Annotated in this window: 13 protein-coding genes; 9 read left to right on the top strand and 4 right to left on the bottom strand. The window is 70.0% G+C overall.

Features of this window, described 5'->3' with window-relative positions; genetic code table 11:
- Nucleotides 1–66 precede the first annotated feature (66 nt).
- Nucleotides 67–1,545, top strand: coding sequence for a DUF5701 family protein (locus tag HN013_RS32615; RefSeq protein ID WP_249374670.1), 1,479 nt, complete (start codon nucleotides 67–69; stop codon nucleotides 1,543–1,545).
- An 83-nt stretch (nucleotides 1,546–1,628) separates the two neighbouring features.
- On the opposite strand, the gene HN013_RS02505 is transcribed toward HN013_RS32615, so the two are convergent.
- From HN013_RS02505 to HN013_RS02490, 4 genes are all read right to left on the bottom strand, one after another.
- A complete protein-coding gene (locus tag HN013_RS02505) occupies nucleotides 1,629–2,549 on the bottom strand; it encodes a VCBS repeat-containing protein (protein ID WP_171162449.1) in 921 nt (306 codons plus the stop codon).
- Nucleotides 2,550–2,672: 123 nt separating this feature from the next.
- Nucleotides 2,673–3,551, bottom strand: a complete 879-nt coding sequence (locus HN013_RS02500; protein WP_171162447.1) for a VCBS repeat-containing protein — start codon at nucleotides 3,549–3,551, stop codon at nucleotides 2,673–2,675.
- Nucleotides 3,552–3,664: 113 nt separating this feature from the next.
- Complete coding sequence (locus HN013_RS02495; protein WP_171162445.1) at nucleotides 3,665–4,555, bottom strand: VCBS repeat-containing protein; 891 nt, start codon at nucleotides 4,553–4,555, stop codon at nucleotides 3,665–3,667.
- A 106-nt stretch (nucleotides 4,556–4,661) separates the two neighbouring features.
- Nucleotides 4,662–8,543 (bottom strand): GH92 family glycosyl hydrolase, encoded by a 3,882-nt coding sequence (locus tag HN013_RS02490; protein ID WP_171162443.1) that lies wholly within the window; start codon nucleotides 8,541–8,543, stop codon nucleotides 4,662–4,664.
- Between the two features lie 403 nt (nucleotides 8,544–8,946).
- Here HN013_RS02490 and ngcE point away from each other — a divergent pair, with 403 nt between their 5' ends.
- From ngcE to dxs, 8 genes are all read left to right on the top strand, one after another.
- Complete coding sequence (gene ngcE / locus HN013_RS02485) at nucleotides 8,947–10,389, top strand: N-acetylglucosamine/diacetylchitobiose ABC transporter substrate-binding protein (RefSeq protein WP_171162441.1); 1,443 nt, start codon at nucleotides 8,947–8,949, stop codon at nucleotides 10,387–10,389.
- Between the two features lie 50 nt (nucleotides 10,390–10,439).
- A complete protein-coding gene (locus tag HN013_RS02480; protein ID WP_171162439.1) occupies nucleotides 10,440–11,354 on the top strand; it encodes a carbohydrate ABC transporter permease in 915 nt (304 codons plus the stop codon).
- Between the two features lie 55 nt (nucleotides 11,355–11,409).
- Entirely contained in the window at nucleotides 11,410–12,330 is a 921-nt protein-coding gene (locus tag HN013_RS02475; RefSeq protein ID WP_171162436.1) for a carbohydrate ABC transporter permease, read from the top strand.
- 295 nt (nucleotides 12,331–12,625) lie between these two features.
- Nucleotides 12,626–13,822: an ROK family transcriptional regulator gene (locus HN013_RS02470; protein ID WP_171162769.1), complete on the top strand. Its 1,197-nt coding sequence runs from the start codon at nucleotides 12,626–12,628 to the stop codon at nucleotides 13,820–13,822.
- Nucleotides 13,823–14,004: 182 nt separating this feature from the next.
- Nucleotides 14,005–15,114: a sugar ABC transporter substrate-binding protein gene (locus HN013_RS02465; RefSeq protein ID WP_171162435.1), complete on the top strand. Its 1,110-nt coding sequence runs from the start codon at nucleotides 14,005–14,007 to the stop codon at nucleotides 15,112–15,114.
- A 30-nt stretch (nucleotides 15,115–15,144) separates the two neighbouring features.
- Nucleotides 15,145–15,924, top strand: a complete 780-nt coding sequence (locus tag HN013_RS02460; protein WP_171162432.1) for an ATP-binding cassette domain-containing protein — start codon at nucleotides 15,145–15,147, stop codon at nucleotides 15,922–15,924.
- Entirely contained in the window at nucleotides 15,921–17,198 is a 1,278-nt protein-coding gene (locus HN013_RS02455; RefSeq protein ID WP_171162431.1) for a sugar ABC transporter permease, read from the top strand. The genes HN013_RS02460 and HN013_RS02455 overlap by 4 nt, the downstream gene beginning before the upstream one ends.
- 245 nt (nucleotides 17,199–17,443) lie before the next feature.
- Nucleotides 17,444–19,423, top strand: a complete 1,980-nt coding sequence (dxs, locus tag HN013_RS02450; RefSeq protein ID WP_171162429.1) for a 1-deoxy-D-xylulose-5-phosphate synthase — start codon at nucleotides 17,444–17,446, stop codon at nucleotides 19,421–19,423.
- The last annotated feature ends 122 nt before the right edge of the window (nucleotides 19,424–19,545 follow it).

The raw sequence follows: 19,545 nt of genomic DNA, 5'->3' as shown, positions 1-19,545 counted from the left end.
CTTCGATTCGTCGGGAGTAAGTTTACGCCTGTCGTAAGTTTCTGGCTTCCCAGGAGGACCGTTTTGTTGAACGTCACGACCGTTCCCTCGTCGCCCGAGCAGGCCCGGGAGGTGCGCGACGGCCTGGCCGCGATGCCGTCCGTCCCGCTGCCGCCGGACGCCGAGGTGTCCGGCGACTGGGTCTCCGCCCCGGGCGCCGGCGACGGCGCCGTCCTCTATGTGCACGGCGGTGGGTTCGCCCACACCATGCCGGACGCCGAACGGCTCATGGCGTACCGGCTGTCGAAGGCCACCGGCCGTCCCGTGCTGCGGGTGGACTACCGGCTGGCGCCCGCCCACCCCTACCCCTCGGCCCTGGAGGACCTGCTGGCCGCCTGGCAGGGCGTACTGGACCGGGGCGTACTCGCCTCCGAGACGCTCTTCTTCGGCGAGTCGGCCGGGGCGACCCTCGTCCTCTCCGCCCTGCTGGAGCTGCGGCGGACCGGCGCGGCCCTGCCCGGAGCCGCCGTCGCGGTCTCGCCCATCACCGACTTCGCCCTCACGGGCGCGTCGCTCGCCGCCAACGACGGCAAGGACGTGATGAGCAGGGCCGTCCTCGACGGCTGCCGCGACCAGTACCTCGCCGGCGCGAGCCCGACGGCCGCGCCGCAGTCGCCCCTCCATGGTGACCTGCGCGGTCTGCCGCGGCTGCTGCTCGCCGCCGGTACGGACGAGGTGCTGCTCGACGACGCCCGGCGGTTCGCCGAGGCGGCCGACGCGGCTGGGGTGAGCGTGTGCCTGGACCTGTACGAGGGCATGCCGCACGCCTTCCACCTGTCTTCCGCGCAGGGGGACGTGCTGTTCGACCGGATGGCGCGGTGGCTCGGCGAGCCGGAGGCGGCGCCCGGGTTCGACGCCGAAGCCGAATTCGACCGTCAGGTGCGGAACTTGATCGACCACGGCTACCCGGCCCTCGCCGGTCTCGACGCCGAGAAGTTCGAGGCCCTCGTCGCACCCCTCCGCGCCGAGGCCGCCGCCCTGACGGACGCGCAGTATGGGCCCTTCGAACCCGAGGCCGGGCAGGTGCCGTTCCTGCTGGTGGTCGCCCGGGACGTGGTGCCGGTCGAGGAGACCATGCCGCGTACCACCCTGCCCGGCGGCCGCCTTCCTGGGTTCGTCGACCGGTCCTTCGAGCCGGGGTCGCTGGAACGGTTCGTCGCGACTGAGGAGACGGAGGCCGCCGGGCTCAGGGCGTACCTGCTGTACGGCGTGGAGCGCGGCGAGGAGTTCTGCGGTGTCGTGCCCAAGACGGCCATGGCCGCCATCGCCGAGCGGGGACGCACCCTGCTGACCATCGAGGAGGGGATCGCACTGATCACGCACTTCCCCGAGGCGCTGGTCAAGAACAAGTGCTTCTCACTGGGCGGTTCGCGCTGCGGCGACCGCCGGGTCCCGGCGATCTGGATCAGCAAGAAGGCCCCCAAGCTGGGCTGGTGCTGGGAGGGCAACCCGCACACCTGGCTGGGGATGGCCTCCGCGGGCGGCCGGCGCACCGGGGCCGTGTAGGGCCGCGTCGGGCCGTCACGCGCCTGCGGCGCCCCTCCACCGGGAGGGACGCCGCAGGGCTGTCGGGATGAACTGACGGAGCGTCAGAACACCAGCCGGTACTGGTTGAAGCCGCTGCCGACCTTGACCGGGGCCTTGAAGGGCGCGGCCTGCTTGCCGGTGCCCTTGTACAGCCACATCACGCCGCCCTTGTCACGGGCGAGCAGGTCGCTGTGGCCGTCCAGGTCCACGTCACCGGTGGAGACCAGCAGGTTGTACTTGTTCCAGCCGCCGCTGACCTTGGTGCGGCCCTCGAAGGGCTTGTTGATGTTGCCCGTGCCCTTGTAGAGCCACAGGGTGCCCTGCTTGTCGCGGGCGACGAGGTCGGTCTTTCCGTCACCGGTCAGGTCGCCGCGACCGGCGATCTGCGTGAACTGACCCCAGCCGCCGCCGACCTTCTTGCGGCCCTCGACCGAACCGTCGGCCTTGCCCTGGTAGATCCAGAGCACGCCCGCCTTGTCGCGCACGACGAGGTCGGAGGTCTTCGCGCCGCCCAGGTTGCCGGGGGAGAAGAACGTGTCGTACTGCCAGTTCTTGCCGAGGCGCACGGGGCCGAACCGGTCGGCGAAGATGGCCTCGTTCTTGTTGTTCAGGAAGTAGAAGCCGGAGTTGCCGCCCAGGACGTCGTGGGCCTGGGACACGGCCTTGTAGTTCTTCCAGCCGCCCGGCTTCTTGTCCTTCAGAACGGGCTTGAAGCCACCCTTGCCGTTGAGGGCGTAGGTGTGGAGGTAGCTCTTGCCGTCGGCACCGAAGACCGCCAGGGCGGGAGCCGAGGCCGTCGGCGCGGCCGCGGCCACACCGGGCGCGGCGGCCAGGCTCCGGGCGTCCTGCACCACGGCGGCCTGCGGGGCACCGCCGTCGGCCAGCGCCGTGCCGGCGGTGCCGGCGACCAGGGTGGCGGCGATCGCCGCCGTGACGGTGCGGGAGAGCACACGGCCGCCGAGGCGGCCGGAAGCGTGGGTCACGTAGAACTCCGTACGAGGAACGAAGGGAACGGGAGAGGAATGCAGCGGAGTCGCCCGGGAGAGCCGGGCAGGGCCGTGCCCCCGGGAGGAGGCACGGCCCGCCGAGATGTCACCGTGGGGTGATCAGAACACCAGGCGGTACTGGTTCCAGCCCGAGTTGCCGATCTTCACCGGGGCCTTGAAGGGCGCGGCCTGCTTGCCGGTGCCCTTGTACAGGAACAGGGCGCCCTGCTTGTCGACGGCGAGCAGGTCGCTGCGGCCGTCGCCGTTCAGGTCGCCGTTGGAGAACAGCTTGGTGTACTTGCCCCAGCCGCCGCCGACCTTGGTGCGGGCCTCGAAGGGCTTCTTGGCGTTGCCGGTGCCCTTGTACAGCCAGAGCACGCCCTTCGTGTCGCGGGCGACGATGTCGGTCTTCTTGTCACCGGTCAGGTCACCGCGGCCGGCGAGGTCGACGTAGGTGCCCCACTCGGCGCCCCCGAGCCGGGTCTCGCCGGAGATGGTGCCGTTGTCCCGGACCGTGGCGACCTGGGCGGTGCCGCCCTTGCTGAGCGCGACGAGGTCGGACTGCTGGGAGCCGCCGAGGTTCCCCGGGGAGATGAGGCCGCGGTAGAAGAAGCCGTAGTCCGGGACGACGTTGCGGGCCTTGCCCGCGCTGCCGATGAACTTCAGGTCGCTGTTCTCGACGTAGAAGGTGCCGTCCTGGCGCCCGTCCCCGTCGCGGTCGACATTGGCGACCTGCCGGACGTTCTTCCAGTTGCCGTCGGCGAACTGGCGGGCCTTGAGGCCGCCCTTGCCGTCGACCTCGTAGACGTAGAACTTGTCCGTCTTGTCGGTGATGGCGCCGACGCGGAACACCGGAGCGGAAGCCGACGGCTTCTTCGCGGCGGCGGCCTGCTCACCGGTCGTCTGCGCGGCGGCGACGCCGGCAGATCCCCCGACCAGAGCGACGGCGACGGCGGTGGTGACGAGGCGCGACAGACCGCGCCCGGAAATCTGAGCCATGAGGGCTCCCCCCAAACAGATGGAATGAATGTGATGCGGCGATTCGGAAGGCCCGCGTCCGTGACGCGGGCGCGACCGTCGTGCGTGCCGGCCGTGAAGGCCGGTCGGACCGGTCAGAAGACCAGGCGGTACTGGTTCCAGCCCGAGTTGCCGATCTTCACCGGGGACTTGAAGGGCGTGGCGGCCTTGCCGGTGCCCTTGTAGAGGAACAGGGCGCCCTGCTTGTCGACGGCGAGCAGGTCGCTGTGGCCGTCGCCGTTCAGGTCGCCGTTGGAGAACAGCTTGGTGTACTTGCCCCAGCCGCCGCCGACCCGGGTGCGCTCCGAGAAGGGCTTCTTGGCGTTGCCGGTGCCCTTGTACAGCCAGAGCACGCCCTTCGTGTCCTTGGCGACGACGTCGGCCTTGCCGTCGCCGCTGAGGTCGCCGCGGCCCGCGAGCTGGACGTAGCCGCCCCACTCCTTGGCGTTGCCGACCTGCTGCTTGCTCGCGATGTCACCGTTGAACTTGGTGGTGAAGAGCCACAGGGTGCCCTTGGGGCCGGTGGCCAGGAGGTCGCCCTCCTTGGAGCCGCCGAGGTTGCCCGGCGAGACCAGGTGGTGGAACCCGAACTTGCGGGCGATGGTGCGGTCGCGGCCGGTCTCGGCGTGCCACTTGAGGTCGCCGTTCTTCGCGATGAAGTAGTCGGCGTCGCGGCGGCCGTCGGCGTCGCGGTCGACCTGGACGGCGTCCACGTCGTCCATCTTGGCGAACGGGCCCTGGCGGTGACCGAACCCGCCCTTGCCGTCGGGCGCGTAGGCGTAGAAGTCGTTCGCCTTGGTGACGGCGCCGACCGGGAAGACCGGAGCGGCGGCGGTCGGCTTCTTCGCGGCGGCCGCCCGGACGCCGGCGAACTGGTCGCCCGCGGAGTGCGCCGACGCGGTGCCCGCGGCCGTCCCCCCGGCCAGAGCGACCGCGACCGCAGCGGTGACGACACGCGACAGCGTGCGCCCGGAAACATGAGCCATAAAAGCTCCCCCCAAAAACATGAAAAAAGGTACACCGTGGTGCCCTTTGCGTGAAGAAGGGCACCACAGGATCTTCACGATCTTTGCACAGGTTTCCGGGTCCCAACTACCGCTGTGGCGTACCCAACAGCTCGATTTCCGCCAAGGTTGCCTCGCCACCGACAGCTTTCAGCCGGTAGTGACGGTAGGTGACCGGAGAGTGCAAGGAGAACACGCGTGTTTGCCTGTCCCATGTGAAGGACTCTCCATCACGTCGATCGGTTGCACTCCAGTCACTCCCGTTGTCCGAACCTTCGAGAACCCAGCCGCGCGGCGCCCGCGTCCGGTCCGAGGAGGTGAGGGTGTACGACGTCACGCGCGAACCGGGGGCGGCCTCCAGGGGGGCCGTGGTGAAGGCCGCGTCGGTGCGGGAGGTGTTGTCCGTGAGGGAGGAGCCGTCCGGGACGGAGACGTCGGAGCGCGGGGCGGGGACCTTGTCGTCCTGGGTGATCGAGGTGGGCCCGGCGTCCGCGCCGGTGGCCCAGGACGACGGCTCGGGGCCCATGTCGAACGTCAGCGTGGCACCCTCGGCCACCACCGAGTGGGGCAGGGCCGTGGAGTTCCAGGGCTTGCCGTTGACCTTGAGCCCCTGCACATAGATGTTGCGGGCGCTGTTGCGGGGGGCCTCGACCACCAGGTCGCGGCCGTTCTCCAGATGCACCGTGGCCTTGGTGAACAGCGGCGACCCGATCGCGTACTCGCCCTGACCCATCACCAGCGGATAGAAGCCCAGGGCGCTGAAGACGTACCAGGCGGACATCTCGCCGTTGTCCTCGTCGCCGGGGTACCCCTGCCCGATCTCGCTGCCGAGGTAGAGGCGGGAGAGCGCCTCGCGGACCTTCTCCTGCGTCTTCCACGGCTGCCCGGCGGCGTCGTAGAGGTAGGCGATGTGGTGCGAGGGCTGGTTGCTGTGGCCGTACATGCCCATCCGGACGTCCCGGGCCTCGGTCATCTCGTGGATGACCCCGCCGTAGGAGCCGGCGAACTCGGGGTCGCCCGTCTCGGGGACGGCGAAGTAGGCGTCCAGCTTCTTCGCCAGGCCCGTGCGGCCGCCGTACAGCGCGGCGAGGCCGCGGGTGTCCTGCGGGGCGGTGAAGGCGAAGTTCCACCCGTTGGTCTCGGTGTAGTCGTGGCCCCAGACCCGCGGGTCGTACGCCTCGGGCGACCGCCGCCAGGAGCCGTCCTCGTCCTTGCCCTGGAAGAAGCCGACGCGGCGGTCGAAGAGCGTGACGTAGTTCCGGGCGCGGTTGAGGAAGTAGTCCGACTCCTCGCGGTAGCGCTCCTTGTGCGTCTTCGCGTAGAGGGCCTGCCCCATCCGGGCCAGCCCGAAGTCGTTGAGGTAGCCGTCCAGGGCCCAGGACATTCCCTCGTGCGTTTTTGTGCTCGTCCAGCCGAGGAAGACGGAGGTGTCCATGCCCTTGCGGCCGGTGCCCGGGTCGGTCGGCGCCACCGTCGCGTTCTTCAGCGCCGCCTCGTACGCGGCCTCGGCGTCGAAGCGGACACCCTTGGCGTGCGCGTCGGCGAAGGCGATGTCGGAGCTGGTGCCCGTCATCAGGTCGGCGTAGCCGGGGGAGGACCAGCGGGAGACCCAGCCGCCGTCCTTGTACTGCTGGACGAAGCCGTCGACCATCCGGCCTGCCTGCCCGGGGGCCAGCAGGGAGTAGGCCGGCCAGGTGGTGCGGTAGGTGTCCCAGAAGCCGTTGTTGACGTAGACCCGGCCGTCCACGATCCGCGCGCCGGTGCGGGTCGGGGTGGACTGGCCGGTGGGCGGGGAGAACGGGCTGGCGTAGCGGTGCCGTGGGCTCTCGGCAGAACCGGTGTTCTCGAAGCCGGAGTTGGGGTAGAGGAAGAGGCGGTAGAGGCCGGAGTAGAGCGTGGTGAGCTGGTCGGCCGTCGCCCCCTCGACCTCGACCCGGCCGAGCAGCGCGTCCCAGGCCGCCCGGGCCCGGTCGTGGACGCGGGAGTACGGGGTGCCGGCCGGGATCTCCTGCTCCAGATTGGCCTTCGCCTGGTCGGTGCTGATGAGCGAGGTCGCGAGCCGCAGGGTGACCGTGCGGTCGGCGCCGGGCCGGAACCGCAGATAGCCCGTGACGTCGCTGCGGTCGGAGGCGCCGCCGCGCCGGAGCTGCCCGCCGCCGGACACCGGGGTGTCGAAGACCCCGTACACATAGAGCCGGCCGGCTCCGGTCGACAGCCCGCTCCGCACGTCCGACCAGCCGGTGAACGTCCCGTGCGCGAGGTCGAGTTTCAGACCGCCGTCGTTGGTAACGTTGTCAAGGATCACGCTGGCGTTTTCACCGGGAAAGGTGAATCGCATCATCGCGGCGTGGTCGGTGGGCACGACGTCGGCCCGCAGTCCGTTGTCGAAGGTGACGCCGTAGTGGTGCGGCGTGGCCGTCTCGCGGGAGTGGTGGAAGGGGAGGGCACGGGCGGTGCGCGAGGCGTCGGGGGTGCCGGCCGCGACCGAGGGCATCACCTGGAAGGTCTGCCGGTCGCCCATCCAGGGGCTGGGCTCATGGCTCGCGGAGAACGCCTGGAGGGTGGGCAGGTTGTCCGCGTTGTTGGCGGCCGCGTACCGGTAGAGCCAGGTGGTCGAACCCGCGTCGGTGACGGGGGTCCAGAAGTTGAAACCGTGGGGGAGGGCGGTGGCGGGGAAGGTGTTGCCCCTGGAGAAGGACGAGCTGGAGAGGGTGCCGCGGGTGGTGAGGGCGCGGTCCGCGGGGTGGGCCGGGGTCTTCTCCTCCGGGGCGGGCGCCAGGGAGACGTCGTCGATCCAGCCCCGGAAGGGCGCCGGGCCGTCGGACGCGTCGTAGGCGACGAGGACGCGCGCCACGGTCTTCCCGGCGGCGACGCGGCCGATCGCCGCCTCCCTGTTGTTCCACTGGTTGACGTACAGGGTCTTGGAGTCCGCCTGCCCCTGCGGGGTCAGCGGCGCGCCGTGCTGGTCCCGGGCGTCCAACTGGCTGAGGTATGTGCCGTCGGTGAAGGCGAGGTCGAGGGAGACATGGGTGGCGGGGTACCTCGGGTCGCGCTCGGCCATGGCCGGGAAGACCTTGTACGCCAGCCGGGTGCGCGAGGTGACCGGGACGTGCACGGCGAAGACCTTGTTGTACGCGTAGGCGTGCCCCCGGACGCGGTGGGTGCCTCCGTAGCGCAGGGCGTGGGTCCCGGTGAAGCCCGCGCGCGCCTTGGCCGTGGGGGAGCCGGCCGGGCCGCTGTCGGTGTAGCTGCGCATGGCCGCGGGCGGGGGCGGTCCGGTGTCCGCCGTGGCGAACTGCACCTCGGCGAGCTGGGTGAGGCCGTCGCCGGCGTTGCGGGTTATGTCCAGGCGGAAGTGGCGGTACGCGCCGCCGCCGGAGAGGGTGAACTCCCGGGTTTGGAGGCGCTTTTCGAAGGACTCGTTCCGGCGGGTGTCGAGGGTCGTCCAGGTCTTGCCGTCCGCCGAGCCCTGGAGGATCCAGTCGCTGGGGTCGCGGCCGGGGGCGTCGTTGGCGGAGGTCAGGGCGTAGCGCACGGCCGCGACCGGCTCGGAGAGGTCGAACTCCAGCCAGGCGGTCCGCTGCCTGGCCAGCCATTTGGACGTGGACTCGCCGTCGACCAGGTTCTCCTTGACTTCACCGGATTCGCTGTTCTCCGCGCTGGCCCGGACCGCGGTGACCTTGTCGGTCGCGTTGCCGGGGATGCCCTGGCCGTCACCGCCGTCGACCCCCGACGACCGGGCCCGGCCGTCCGGGCCGGTCTCGGCCGTGTTGCGCCAGTCGGGGCGGGGGTCACCCGGCTCGAAGGAGGAGCCGAAGCGCTCCTGGGCCGCTCCGTCCGCGGCCCTCCCGGCGGGGGCCGCGAGGGCGCCGCCCGGGGCGATCTGAGGGGCCGTCACCAGTATGGCGGCCACGAGGAGGGCCGCGGGACGGGCGAGCGCCCGTCGGCGACGTCTGAGTCTCTGTCTCATCCCTTGCCTCTCCCGAAGGCTGACAACGTTGTCACCCGGATCGCGCTCTGTTAAGTAGGGCGTGACGCTTCAGTGGTGTCAAGGGTCACGGGGCTGGTGTCGCCCGGTGTCGGAGAGGTCTCAACTCGGGAAAGACTGACGGCCAAAGCTGCTTCCGATCTTGCCCAGTTGGTGAGAAGTGGACTATACCTGTCGGCGTCCGGGGCGACCCCGCGTCGCCGTGGCGGACCGGGGGAACAACCGGGATGAAGGCGGCTGATACGGCCCCGTCCCGGACACGTCCCCGGCGCACACCCAGCACGCCCAGCTTCGACCGATCCGCGGTGTCGTGCCCTTCGTCGAGCCGACTGCACAGGGGAGACCGCCACACCGCCTGAGTCCTGGAGAAGGCGAGGACTTGAGCATGGGATCCACCTCGGAATTCAGCCGGCGCGACCTGATCAAACGCGCCGCGGCGCTCGGCCTGGTCGCCGTCCCGGCGATGAGCGCGCTCAGCGCCTGCGCGACCGGCGACGACGACAGCGGCGACCCCAAGCCGGACAAGCCCGGCCGCACCGGGTCGGGCGAGATGAAGCCGCTGAACGTGAACGCCTCGGCACCGCTCGACGTCGTCATCTTCGACGGCGGTTTCGGCCAGCAGTACGCGAAGGACGCCGAGGCCGAGTACAAGAAGGCCTACCCGCAGGCCGAGATCAAGCACACCGGCACCCAGGACATCGCCCCGCAGATCCAGCCCCGGTTCAACGGCGGCACCCCGCCGGACCTCATCGACAACTCCGGTGCCAAACAGATGGACCTGGGCACCCTCGTCGGCCTCAAACAGCTCACCGACCTCAACGCCCTCCTCGACGCGCCCTCCCTCGACGACCCCAAGAAGAAGGTGCGCGACACCCTGCGCCCGGGCGTCGTCGACATGGGCAAGTTCGACGGCGAGGAGGTCTGGGTCTTCTACTACGCCTACACGGTCTACGGCGTCTGGTACTCCAGGACCAATCTGGAGAAGCTCGACGCCCAGTACCCGGAGACCTGGGACGAGATGCTCAAGGTCTGCGAGAAGGCGAAGAAGAAGGGCATCGCCGGCTGGACGTACGCCGGACAGCACCCGTACTACCTGCCGTTCAGCCTCTACCCGTTCATCGCCAAGATCGGCGGCACCGAGGTGCTGACCCGCATCGACAACCTGGAGCCCGACGCCTGGAAGCACCCGGCCGTCAAGGCCGCCTTCGAGGCGTACTACGAGCTCTACAAGAAGGGCTACATCCTCCGGGGCACCCCGGGCCTCGACCACATCCAGTCGCAGACGGCGTGGAACGAGGGCAAGGCGCTGTTCATCCCGAACGGCTCCTGGGTGGAGAACGAGTCCAAGCAGATGACGCCGAAGGACTTCCGGATGGCGGTCGCCGCGCCGTCCGGCCTCGACAAGAGCGACAAGATGCCGTTCGGGACCATCTGGGCCTCCGGCGGCGAGCCGTTCATCGTGCCGAAGAACGCCAAGAACGCACAGGGCGGCATGGAGTTGCTGCGGATCATGCTGGGCAAGAAGTCCACACAGAACTTCATCAAGGCCGTCTCCTCGCTCACCTCCCTCAACGGCGGCACCGAGGGCATCACGCTGCCGCCCGGCCTGGCCTCGTCCCAGGAGGCGCTGACGAAGGCCGGACGGAACGTGGTCAACCCCCGGATCCAGGACTGGTACGTCTCCCTGGAGAAGGAGAAGATCGGCAAGGCGGCGCTCGGCGAGATGATGGCCGGCCGGCTCACCCCCGACGAGGCCATCAAGAAGATCCAGAAGTTCACCGACGAGACCCGCAAGGACGACTCCGTCAAGAAGTACAAGCACAAGTAGCCCGTTTCGCCAGCGGCGGCACCCGTCACGGAAGATCGGGGTCCGAGGTCATGCAGCACGGTAAGTACCGTTTCATCGCCGGGTTTCTGCTCGTGCCCCTGGCGATCTACGGGATCTTCGTCGTCTCGCCGTTCGTCCAGGCCATCTATTACTCGTTCACCAACTGGACCGGACTGAGTTCGAAGTTCAAGGTCACGGGGCTCAAGAATTACCAACGCCTCTGGGACGACGAGCTGTTCTGGAAAGCACTGGGACACAATGTCCTGCTGCTCCTCCTGCTGCCGCTGGTGACGCTCGGACTCGGGCTGTTCTTCGCGTTCATGCTCAACGTCGGGGGCCGCCGCAGGAAGAACGCGGCGGTGGCCGGGGTCCGGGGCTCGGGCTTCTACAAAATCGTCTACTTCTTCCCGCAGGTCCTGTCCATCGCCATCGTCGCCCTGCTGTTCAAGTTCGCCTACAACCCCAACAGCGGGGCGATCAACTCCCTCCTGGACGCGGTCGGTCTGGACTCCGTGCGCCCCGACTGGCTGGGCGATCCCGACCTGGCGCTGTGGTGCGTGATGGCGGTGATGGTCTGGAGCAACGTCGGCTTCTACGTCGTGCTGTTCTCCGCCGGAATGAGCGCCATTCCCAAGGACTTCTACGAGGCGGCGCTGCTGGACGGGGCCAATCGCGTCCAGACCTTCTTCCGGATCACACTTCCGCTGCTCTGGGACACGGTCCAGACGGGCTGGGTCTATATGGGCATCATGGCCCTGGACGGCTTCGCGGTCGTTCAGATCATGATGGACGGGCCGGGCCCCGACTACTCCACCGAGCTGCTCACCTACTACCTCTACTCCAAGGCGTTCACCGACGGGCAGGCCGGCTACGCGACGGCCCTGGGCGTCGCACTGCTGATCGTCACCATGGTCTTCGCGGGCATCGTCATGAAGCTCGGCCGGCGCGAACGGCTGGAGTACTGATGCCGGGGCGTCTCCCGCCGACCGTCCGTCCGCACAACCACCCGGGGGTGGCACCGTGACCGTGCAAGCCGAGCCGTCGGACCGCCCGGACGCCCCCGCGCCGGCCGCCCCGCCGGGGGAACGGACGCGGGCGGGCCGGGAGAAGGGCGAGGGCAGGACCCTCAACGTCTTCTCGCACGGCGTCCTGGTCATCTGGGGCCTGATGGTCACCCTGCCGCTGCTGTGGGCGGTGATGAGCGCCTTCAAGACCGACAAGGAGATCTTCTCCTCGCCGTGGGCGCTGCCGAAGAGCCTGCACTTCGACGCCTGGAGCCGCGCCTGGTCCCAGGCCCACATGAGCCAGTACTTCCTCAACTCGACCGTGGTGGTGGCGGGTTCGCTCGCCGGGACGATGCTGATCGGCTCGATGGCGGCCTATGTGCTGGCCCGCTTCGACTTCCCCGGCAACCGCTTCGTCTACTACCTGTTCGTGGGCGGGATGAGCTTCCCGGTGATCCTGGCGCTGGTGCCGCTGTTCTTCGTGATGAAGAACATGCAGCTGCTCAACACCTATCCCGGGCTGATCCTCGTCTACATCGCCTATTCGCTGCCCTTCACGGTCTTCTTCATGACCGGTTTCTTCCGGACGCTGCCCTCCTCCGTCGCGGAGGCGGCCATGATCGACGGCGCCTCGCACACCCGGACCTTCTTCCAGGTGATGCTGCCGATGGCCAAGCCCGGGCTGATCAGCGTGGGCATCTTCAACTTCCTCGGCCAGTGGAACCAGTACCTGCTGCCCGCGGTGCTCAACATCGGGGACGAGGACAAGAAGCTGCTGCCCCAGGGCCTGGTCGCGCTCGCCGCCAGCCAGCGGTACAGGGGCGACTGGTCCGGGCTCTTCGCCGGTCTGGTGATCGCGATGCTGCCCGTCCTGGCCGCGTACATCGTCTTCCAGCGCCAGGTGCAGTCCGGTCTGACGGCCGGGGCGCTGAAGTAGCCCCCGGGCGGCTCCCCGCTCCGCCCCCGCCCCCGCCCCCGCCCCCGCCCCTCGCGACCGCTCCCGTCCCGCCTCGCCTCGCCTCGCGGGAGTGATCCGTAACAAGTGATCCGTACCATGGGAGGGCCCCGCCCGGCCGACCCGACGTGTTCGGGGGTGTTCGGGACCTTGACGGGTTCCCGGGTGTGCGGCTGAGCTTAGAGTTCATATGTTGTATGGATGCCGGGCTCCACTGTCGTAGTCCGGCGGCCGGTACGGCGGTCGTGCCGTGCCGATGAGGCGGGAGTGGATGGGCGTGGAGACTCCGGGGTCGCAGTCGTCGCTGCACCGGGCCAACCTGGAGCGGGTCGTACGCGCGGTGCGAAGGTCGGGGGCGCTCACCCAGGCGGAGATCGCCCGGACCACCGGGCTGTCGGCGGCCACCGTCTCCAACATCGTCCGTGAGCTGAAGGACAATGGCACGGTCGAGGTGACCCCCACCTCCTCCGGCGGCCGGCGGGCCCGCAGCGTCTCCCTCTCGGGCGACGCGGGGATCGTCGTGGGCGTCGACTTCGGCCATACCCACCTGCGTGTCGCCGTCGGCAACCTGGCCCACCGGGTGCTGGCCGAGGAGGCCGAGCCGCTGGACGTGGACGCCTCCGCCGCCCAGGGCCTGGAGCGGGCGGAACACCTGGTCAAGACGCTGATCGCGGCCACGGGCATCAACCCTCGGAAGATCGTCGGGGTGGGCCTCGGGGTGCCCGGGCCGATCGATGTGGCCGGGGTGCTCGGCTCGACCGCGATCCTGCCGGGCTGGGCCGGCACCAACCCCCGGGACGACCTGGCCGCGCGGCTGGGCGTCCCGGTGCACGTCGACAACGACGCCAACCTCGGCGCCCTCGGCGAGCTGGTCTGGGGGGCCGGCCGCGGGGCCGGTGACCTCGCCTACATCAAGGTCGCCAGCGGCGTCGGCGCCGGTCTGGTGATCAACGGCCAGATCTACCGGGGGCCCGGCGGCACCGCCGGTGAGATCGGCCACATCACCCTGGACGAGTCCGGTCCCGTCTGCCGCTGCGGCAACCGCGGCTGCCTGGAGACCTTCACCGCCCACCGCTACGTGCTGCCGCTGCTGCACTCGGCCCACGGCCCCGACCTGACCGCGCCGCGCATGGTCCGGCTGGCCCGCGAGGGCGACGCCGGCTGCCGCCGGGTGATCGCGGACGTCGGCCGGCACATCGGAAGCGGCGTGGCGAGCCTCTGCAACCTCCTCAACCCCAGTCGGGTGGTGCTCGGCGGGGACCTCGCGGAGGCCGGCGAGCTCGTCCTCGCGCCCATCCGGGAGTCGGTCGGACGGTACGCGATCCCCAGCGCCGCACGGCAGTTGGAGGTCGTGCCGGGTGCGCTGGGCGGCCGGGCCGAGGTGCTCGGGGCGCTGGCGCTGGTGCTCAGCGAGATGGGCGATTCCTCGCTGCTGGACGGGACCGCGTCGGCGGACACGCCCGACTCCGTCTGAAGCCGCTCCGCGCAACCCGCTGCCCGCCGCCCGGGCAACACACCTCTTGAGTTCACGCTCATAACGCATGGCATCGTTGCCATCTCGTTAAGGATTTACTTCTTGACGCCCCTTTGCGGTCCGAGTTGACTTCCGGTCACCTCGGCCGCAACGGCGCGGCCATGTCAGGGAGGTATCCGTACGTGAATACGCATCTGCGTCGTGCAGCGGTGGCCGTCGCCGCTTTCTCGACGGCCGTGGCGCTCGGCGCCTGCGGCAAGGCCAAAGAGGCCGGCGACAACGGGGACAAGAAGAAGGAAGGCAAGGGCTCGCTGACCATCGGGCTGCTCCTTCCGGAGAACCAGACCGCGCGCTACGAGCGTTTCGACAAGCCGCTGCTCGAAAAGAAGATCAAGGAATTGGCGGGCACCAGCGCCACCGTCCTCTACGAGAACGCCAAGCAGGACGCGTCCGTCCAGCAGCAGCAGGTCGACACGATGATCACCAAGAAGGTCGACGCGCTGATCGTCGACGCGGTGGACGCCAAGTCGATAGCGAGCTCGGTGAAGAAGGCGCACGACAAGGGAATCCCCGTCGTCGCGTACGACCGGCTGGCGGAAGGGCCGGTCGACGCGTACACCTCCGTGGACAACGAGCGGGTCGGGAAGATCCAGGGCGAGTCGCTGCTCAAGGAACTCGGCGACCACGCCGGCAAGGGCCAGATCGTCATGATGAACGGCTCGGTCACCGACCCCAACGCCAAGATGTACAAGGACGGCGCCCATTCCGTGCTCGACGGAAAGGTGAAGATCGGCAAGGAGTACGACACCAAGGAGTGGAAGCCGGAGAACGCCAACGAGAACATGAAGGGCGCGATCTCCTCGCTCGGCAAGGAGAACGTCGTCGGCGTCTACTCGGCCAACGACGGCATGGCGGGCGGCATCATCACCGCCCTCAAGAGCGCCGGCTTCGACAGGCTCCCGCCGGTCACCGGCCAGGACGCCGAGCTCTCCGCCGTCCAGCGGATCCTCGCGGACGAGCAGTTCATGAGCGTCTACAAACCGTACGTGCCCGAGACGGAGGCGGCGGCCACGCTGGCGGTCCATCTCGCGCAGGGCAAGAAGGTGGAGACCGTCGCGAAGACGACGGTCGACAGCGGCACCCAGAAGAAGATCCCCGCGATCATCGTGGACCCCTTCGCCCTCACCAAGGCCGACATCCCCAAGTACGTCGGCAAGGAGGGGTTCTTCACCCTCCAGGAGATCTGCACCGCCAAGTACAGGGCCGCCTGTGACGTGGCCGGCCTCAAGTAGGGACGCACCCACCCCGAGGAGCTGATCCACATGTCCGCTGCGCCCGTGCTGGCGTTGCGCGGGATCTCCAAGCGGTTCGGTGCCGTCCAGGCGCTGACCGACGTGGAACTGGAGATCCGTCCCGGTGAGGTGGTCGCCCTGGTGGGCGACAACGGCGCCGGCAAGTCCACCCTCGTCAAGACCATCGCGGGCGTCGCGCCCGCCGACGACGGCGTCATCGAGTGGGAGGGGCGGCCCGTCACCATCGACCGGCCGCACACCGCCCAGGAGCTCGGCATCGCGACCGTCTACCAGGACCTCGCGCTCTGCGACAACCTCGACGTCGTCGGCAACCTCTTCCTCGGCCGCGAGATCGGGCGCCTCGGGGTGCTGGACGAGGTCGAGATGGAGCGGCGCGCCCGCGAGCTGCTCGCCACCCTGTCCATCCGTATCCCCAGCGTCCGGATCCCGGTCGCCTCGCTCTCCGGCGGCCAGCGGCAGACCGTCGCCATCGCCCGCTCGCTGCTGGGCGAGCCCAAGGTCGTCATCCTCGACGAGCCCACCGCCGCGCTCGGCGTGGAGCAGACCGCACAGGTCCTCGACCTGGTGGAACGGCTGCGCGAGCGGGGTCTCGGAGTGATCCTCATCAGCCACAACATGGCCGACGTCCAGGCCGTCGCCGACCGGGTCGCGGTGCTGCGCCTCGGCCGGAACAACGGAGTCTTCGCCGTGCGCACCACCTCCCAGGAAGAGATCGTCTCGGCCATCACCGGCGCCACTGACAACGCTGTCACCCGCCGTAAGGCCCGTACCGCGGAGGACCGGGCATGACCACCGACCTGTCGAAGACCCCCGACGGCCCGCAGCCCGTGGCTCCGGCCGCCGTCACCCCCGTCGACCCCCGGCTGCTCGTCCGCGAGGAGGGCCTCGCCGGCTACTGGGGCGAATTCCTCCGCAAGCTGCGCAGCGGCGAGCTGGGCTCGCTGCCCGTCGTCGTCGGCCTGATCGTCATCTGCCTGGTGTTCCAGCTCCAGGACTCGGCCTTCCTCGGCGCCGAGAACCTCTCCAACCTCTTCATCGCCGCCGCGGGCACCGGGCTGATCGCCGTCGGCATCGTCTTCGTCCTCATCCTGGGCGAGATCGACCTCTCCGTCGGCTCGGTCAGCGGCCTGGCCGCGGCGGTCTTCGCGGTGCTCAACGTCGACCGCGGCATGCCCGAGTGGCTGGCACTGATCCTCGCGATCCTCTCCGGCACCGTCGCCGGCGTGCTGCACGGCTTCTTCTTCGCCCGTATCGGCGTGCCCGCGTTCGTCGTGACGCTGGCCGGCCTGCTCGGCTGGAACGGCCTGATGCTGGAGGTCCTCGGCTCCAACGGGACGATCAACCTCGACGACTCGGGGCTGGTCGCCGCGCTGACCAACCACTACTTCGAGGACATCTCCGCCGCGTACGGGCTGGCCACGGCCACCGTCCTCGGCTACTTCCTCGTCGCCCACCGGGACGCCCGCCGGCGGGCCGCCGCCGGGGTGCCCAGCCGGCCGCTCGTCGAGACCGTGCTGCGCACGGCCGCCCTCGCGGTGCCCGCGTACGCGGTGGCGTGGGTCTTCAACCAGTACAAGGGCCTCCCCCTGGCCGTGGTGATCTTCCTCGGCATCGTGGTCGCCTTCGACCTGGTGCTGCGCCGCACCCGCTACGGCCGCAAGGTCTTCGCCCTCGGCGGCGGCGTCGAGGCCGCCCGCCGGGCCGGCATCGACGTGGCCATGGTGCGGATCTCGGTCTTCGCGCTGTCCGGGACCATGGCGGCGCTGGGCGGGATGTTCCTGGCCTCGCAGATCAACGCGGCGAATCAGTCGTCGGGGGCGGGCAGCCTGCTGATGAACGCGATCGCCGCGGCGGTGATCGGCGGTACGAGCCTCTTCGGGGGGCGGGGCAAGACGTGGTCGGCGCTGCTGGGTGTGCTGGTGATCCAGTCGATCGCTTCGGGGATGGCGCTGCTGGGTATCGCCTCCGCCGTGCAGTACATGATCACGGGTGCTGTTCTGCTGGCCGCGGTGGTGATCGACTCGGTCTCGCGGCGGACGCAGCGGACGGCGGGGCGCGCGTAGCGCGCCTGCGGCGGGCTGTGCCCCGGTCCCACCCCTTCGCCGATTCCTGGGGGCGAGCCCCCAGACCCCCTGAAAGCGGCTTCGCCGCTTGTCCTCAAACGCCGGACGGGCTGAAACAGCCCGTCCGGCGTTTGAGGACGCGGGCCGTCCGGGTGACATAGTTCCCCTCACCCGTTCACCGCCATCCCAAGCGGAAGATTAGACTCGACCGACCGGCAAAAGCTCGACAGCTTAAGGAGGCACGGGTGGCCCTGCTGACCCGCATCAGGGAACCGCGCGATCTTGACCGGCTGAGCCCCGAGCAGCTCGACCGGCTCGCCGCGGAGATCCGCACCTTCCTCGTCGACGCCGTCTCCAAGACCGGCGGCCACCTCGGCCCCAACCTCGGAGTGGTCGAGCTCACCATCGCCCTGCACCGCGTCTTCGACTCGCCCAAGGACAAGGTCCTCTTCGACACCGGGCACCAGTCGTACGTGCACAAGCTGCTCACCGGCCGCCAGGACTTCTCCGGGCTGCGGGCGAAGGACGGCCTGTCCGGCTATCCGTCGCGGGCCGAGTCGGAGCACGACGTCATCGAGAACAGCCATGCGTCGACCGTCCTGGGCTGGGCAGACGGCCTCGCGAAGGCCAACCAGGTGCTGGGCCGGGACGACCGGCACGTCGTCGCGGTCATCGGGGACGGTGCGCTCACCGGCGGTATGGCCTGGGAGGCGCTGAACAACATCGCCGTCGCCAAGGACCGCCCGCTCGTCATCGTCGTCAACGACAACGAGCGCTCCTACGAGCCCACCATCGGCGGGCTCGCCAATCACCTGGCCACCCTCCGCACCACGGACGGCTACGAGCGTTTCCTGGCCCGCGGCAAGGACCTCCTGGAGCGCACCCCGGTCGTCGGCAAGCCGCTGTACGAGACCCTGCACGGCGCGAAGAAGGGCCTGAAGGACTTCATCGCCCCGCAGGGCATGTTCGAGGACCTGGGCCTGAAGTACGTCGGCCCCATCGACGGCCATGACATCGAGGCCCTGGAGTCCGCCCTCCAGCGTGCCAAGCGCTTCGGCGGCCCGGTGATCGTCCACTGCCTCACCGAGAAGGGCCGCGGCTACCAGCCGGCCGAGCAGCACGAGGCGGACCGGTTCCACGGCATCGGCGTCATCCACCCGGACACCGGGCTGCCGGTCGCCGCGTCCGGCGCCAGCTGGACGTCCGTCTTCGGCGACGAGATGGTCGCCCTCGGCCGCGAGCGCGAGGACATCGTCGCGATCACGGCCGCCATGATGCAGCCGGTCGGACTCGGCAAGTTCGCCAAGGCGTTCCCGGACCGCGTCTACGACGTGGGCATCGCCGAGCAGCACGCCGCCACCTCCGCGGCGGGTCTGGCCACCGGCGGTCTGCACCCGGTCTTCGCCGTCTACGCGACGTTCCTCAACCGCGCCTTCGACCAGGTGCTGATGGACGTGGCCCTGCACCGGTGCGGTGTCACCTTCGTCCTCGACCGGGCGGGCGTCACCGGCGACGACGGCGCCTCGCACAACGGCATGTGGGACATGTCGATCCTCCAGGTCGTCCCCGGCCTGCGGATCGCCGCCCCGCGCGACGCCGACCAGGTCCGCGCCCAGCTCCGCGAGGCCGTCGAGGTCGCGGACGCGCCGACCGTGGTGCGCTACTCCAAGGGCACGGTGGGCCCGGCGGTCCACGCCGTGGGCCGCGTCGGCGGCATGGACGTGCTGCGCCGCCCGGCCGACGACGCCGTCCGTCCGGACGCGCTCATCGTCTCCGTCGGCGCGCTCGCCCCGATGTGCCTGGAGATCGCGGACCTGCTCGACAAGCAGGGCATCTCCTCCACCGTCGTCGACCCCCGCTGGGTCAAGCCGGTCGACGAGGCGCTGCCCGGGCTGGCCCGGGAGCACCGTGTCGTGGTCACCGTCGAGGACAACGGCCGTGTGGGCGGCGTCGGTTCGGCCGTCGCCCAGGCGCTGCGCGACGCGGGCGTCGACCTGCCGCTGCGCGACTTCGGCATCCCGCAGCGCTTCCTCGACCACGCCTCCCGCAAGGAGGTCATGGCCGAGATCGGGCTGACCGCCCCGGACATCGCCCGTCAGGTCACCGGTCTGGTCGCGAAGCTCGACGGCGCCCCCGCCGCGGGCAGCGTCACGGAGGCCGCCGAGGCCGCCGTGCTCCCGGGTGCGGACGGGCCGGGCGAGCCCGCCGAGGCCGCCCGCGACTGACCGCGCCCACCGGCGGCTCACGAGGGCCGGTCGGACCATCCTCCCGGGTGGTCCGGCCGGCCCTCGCGCATACCCGCGCCTGCCCTCCATCGGGTGAATCCGGCGGCAGGGAGGCTGTGGCC

Origin of the sequence: Streptomyces sp. I05A-00742, from assembly GCF_013055795.1 — a bacterium.
Lineage (GTDB): Bacteria > Actinomycetota > Actinomycetes > Streptomycetales > Streptomycetaceae > Streptomyces.
The sequence above is the reverse complement of the archived record's forward strand: the minus strand, read 5'-3'. Positions and strand labels throughout refer to the sequence as shown.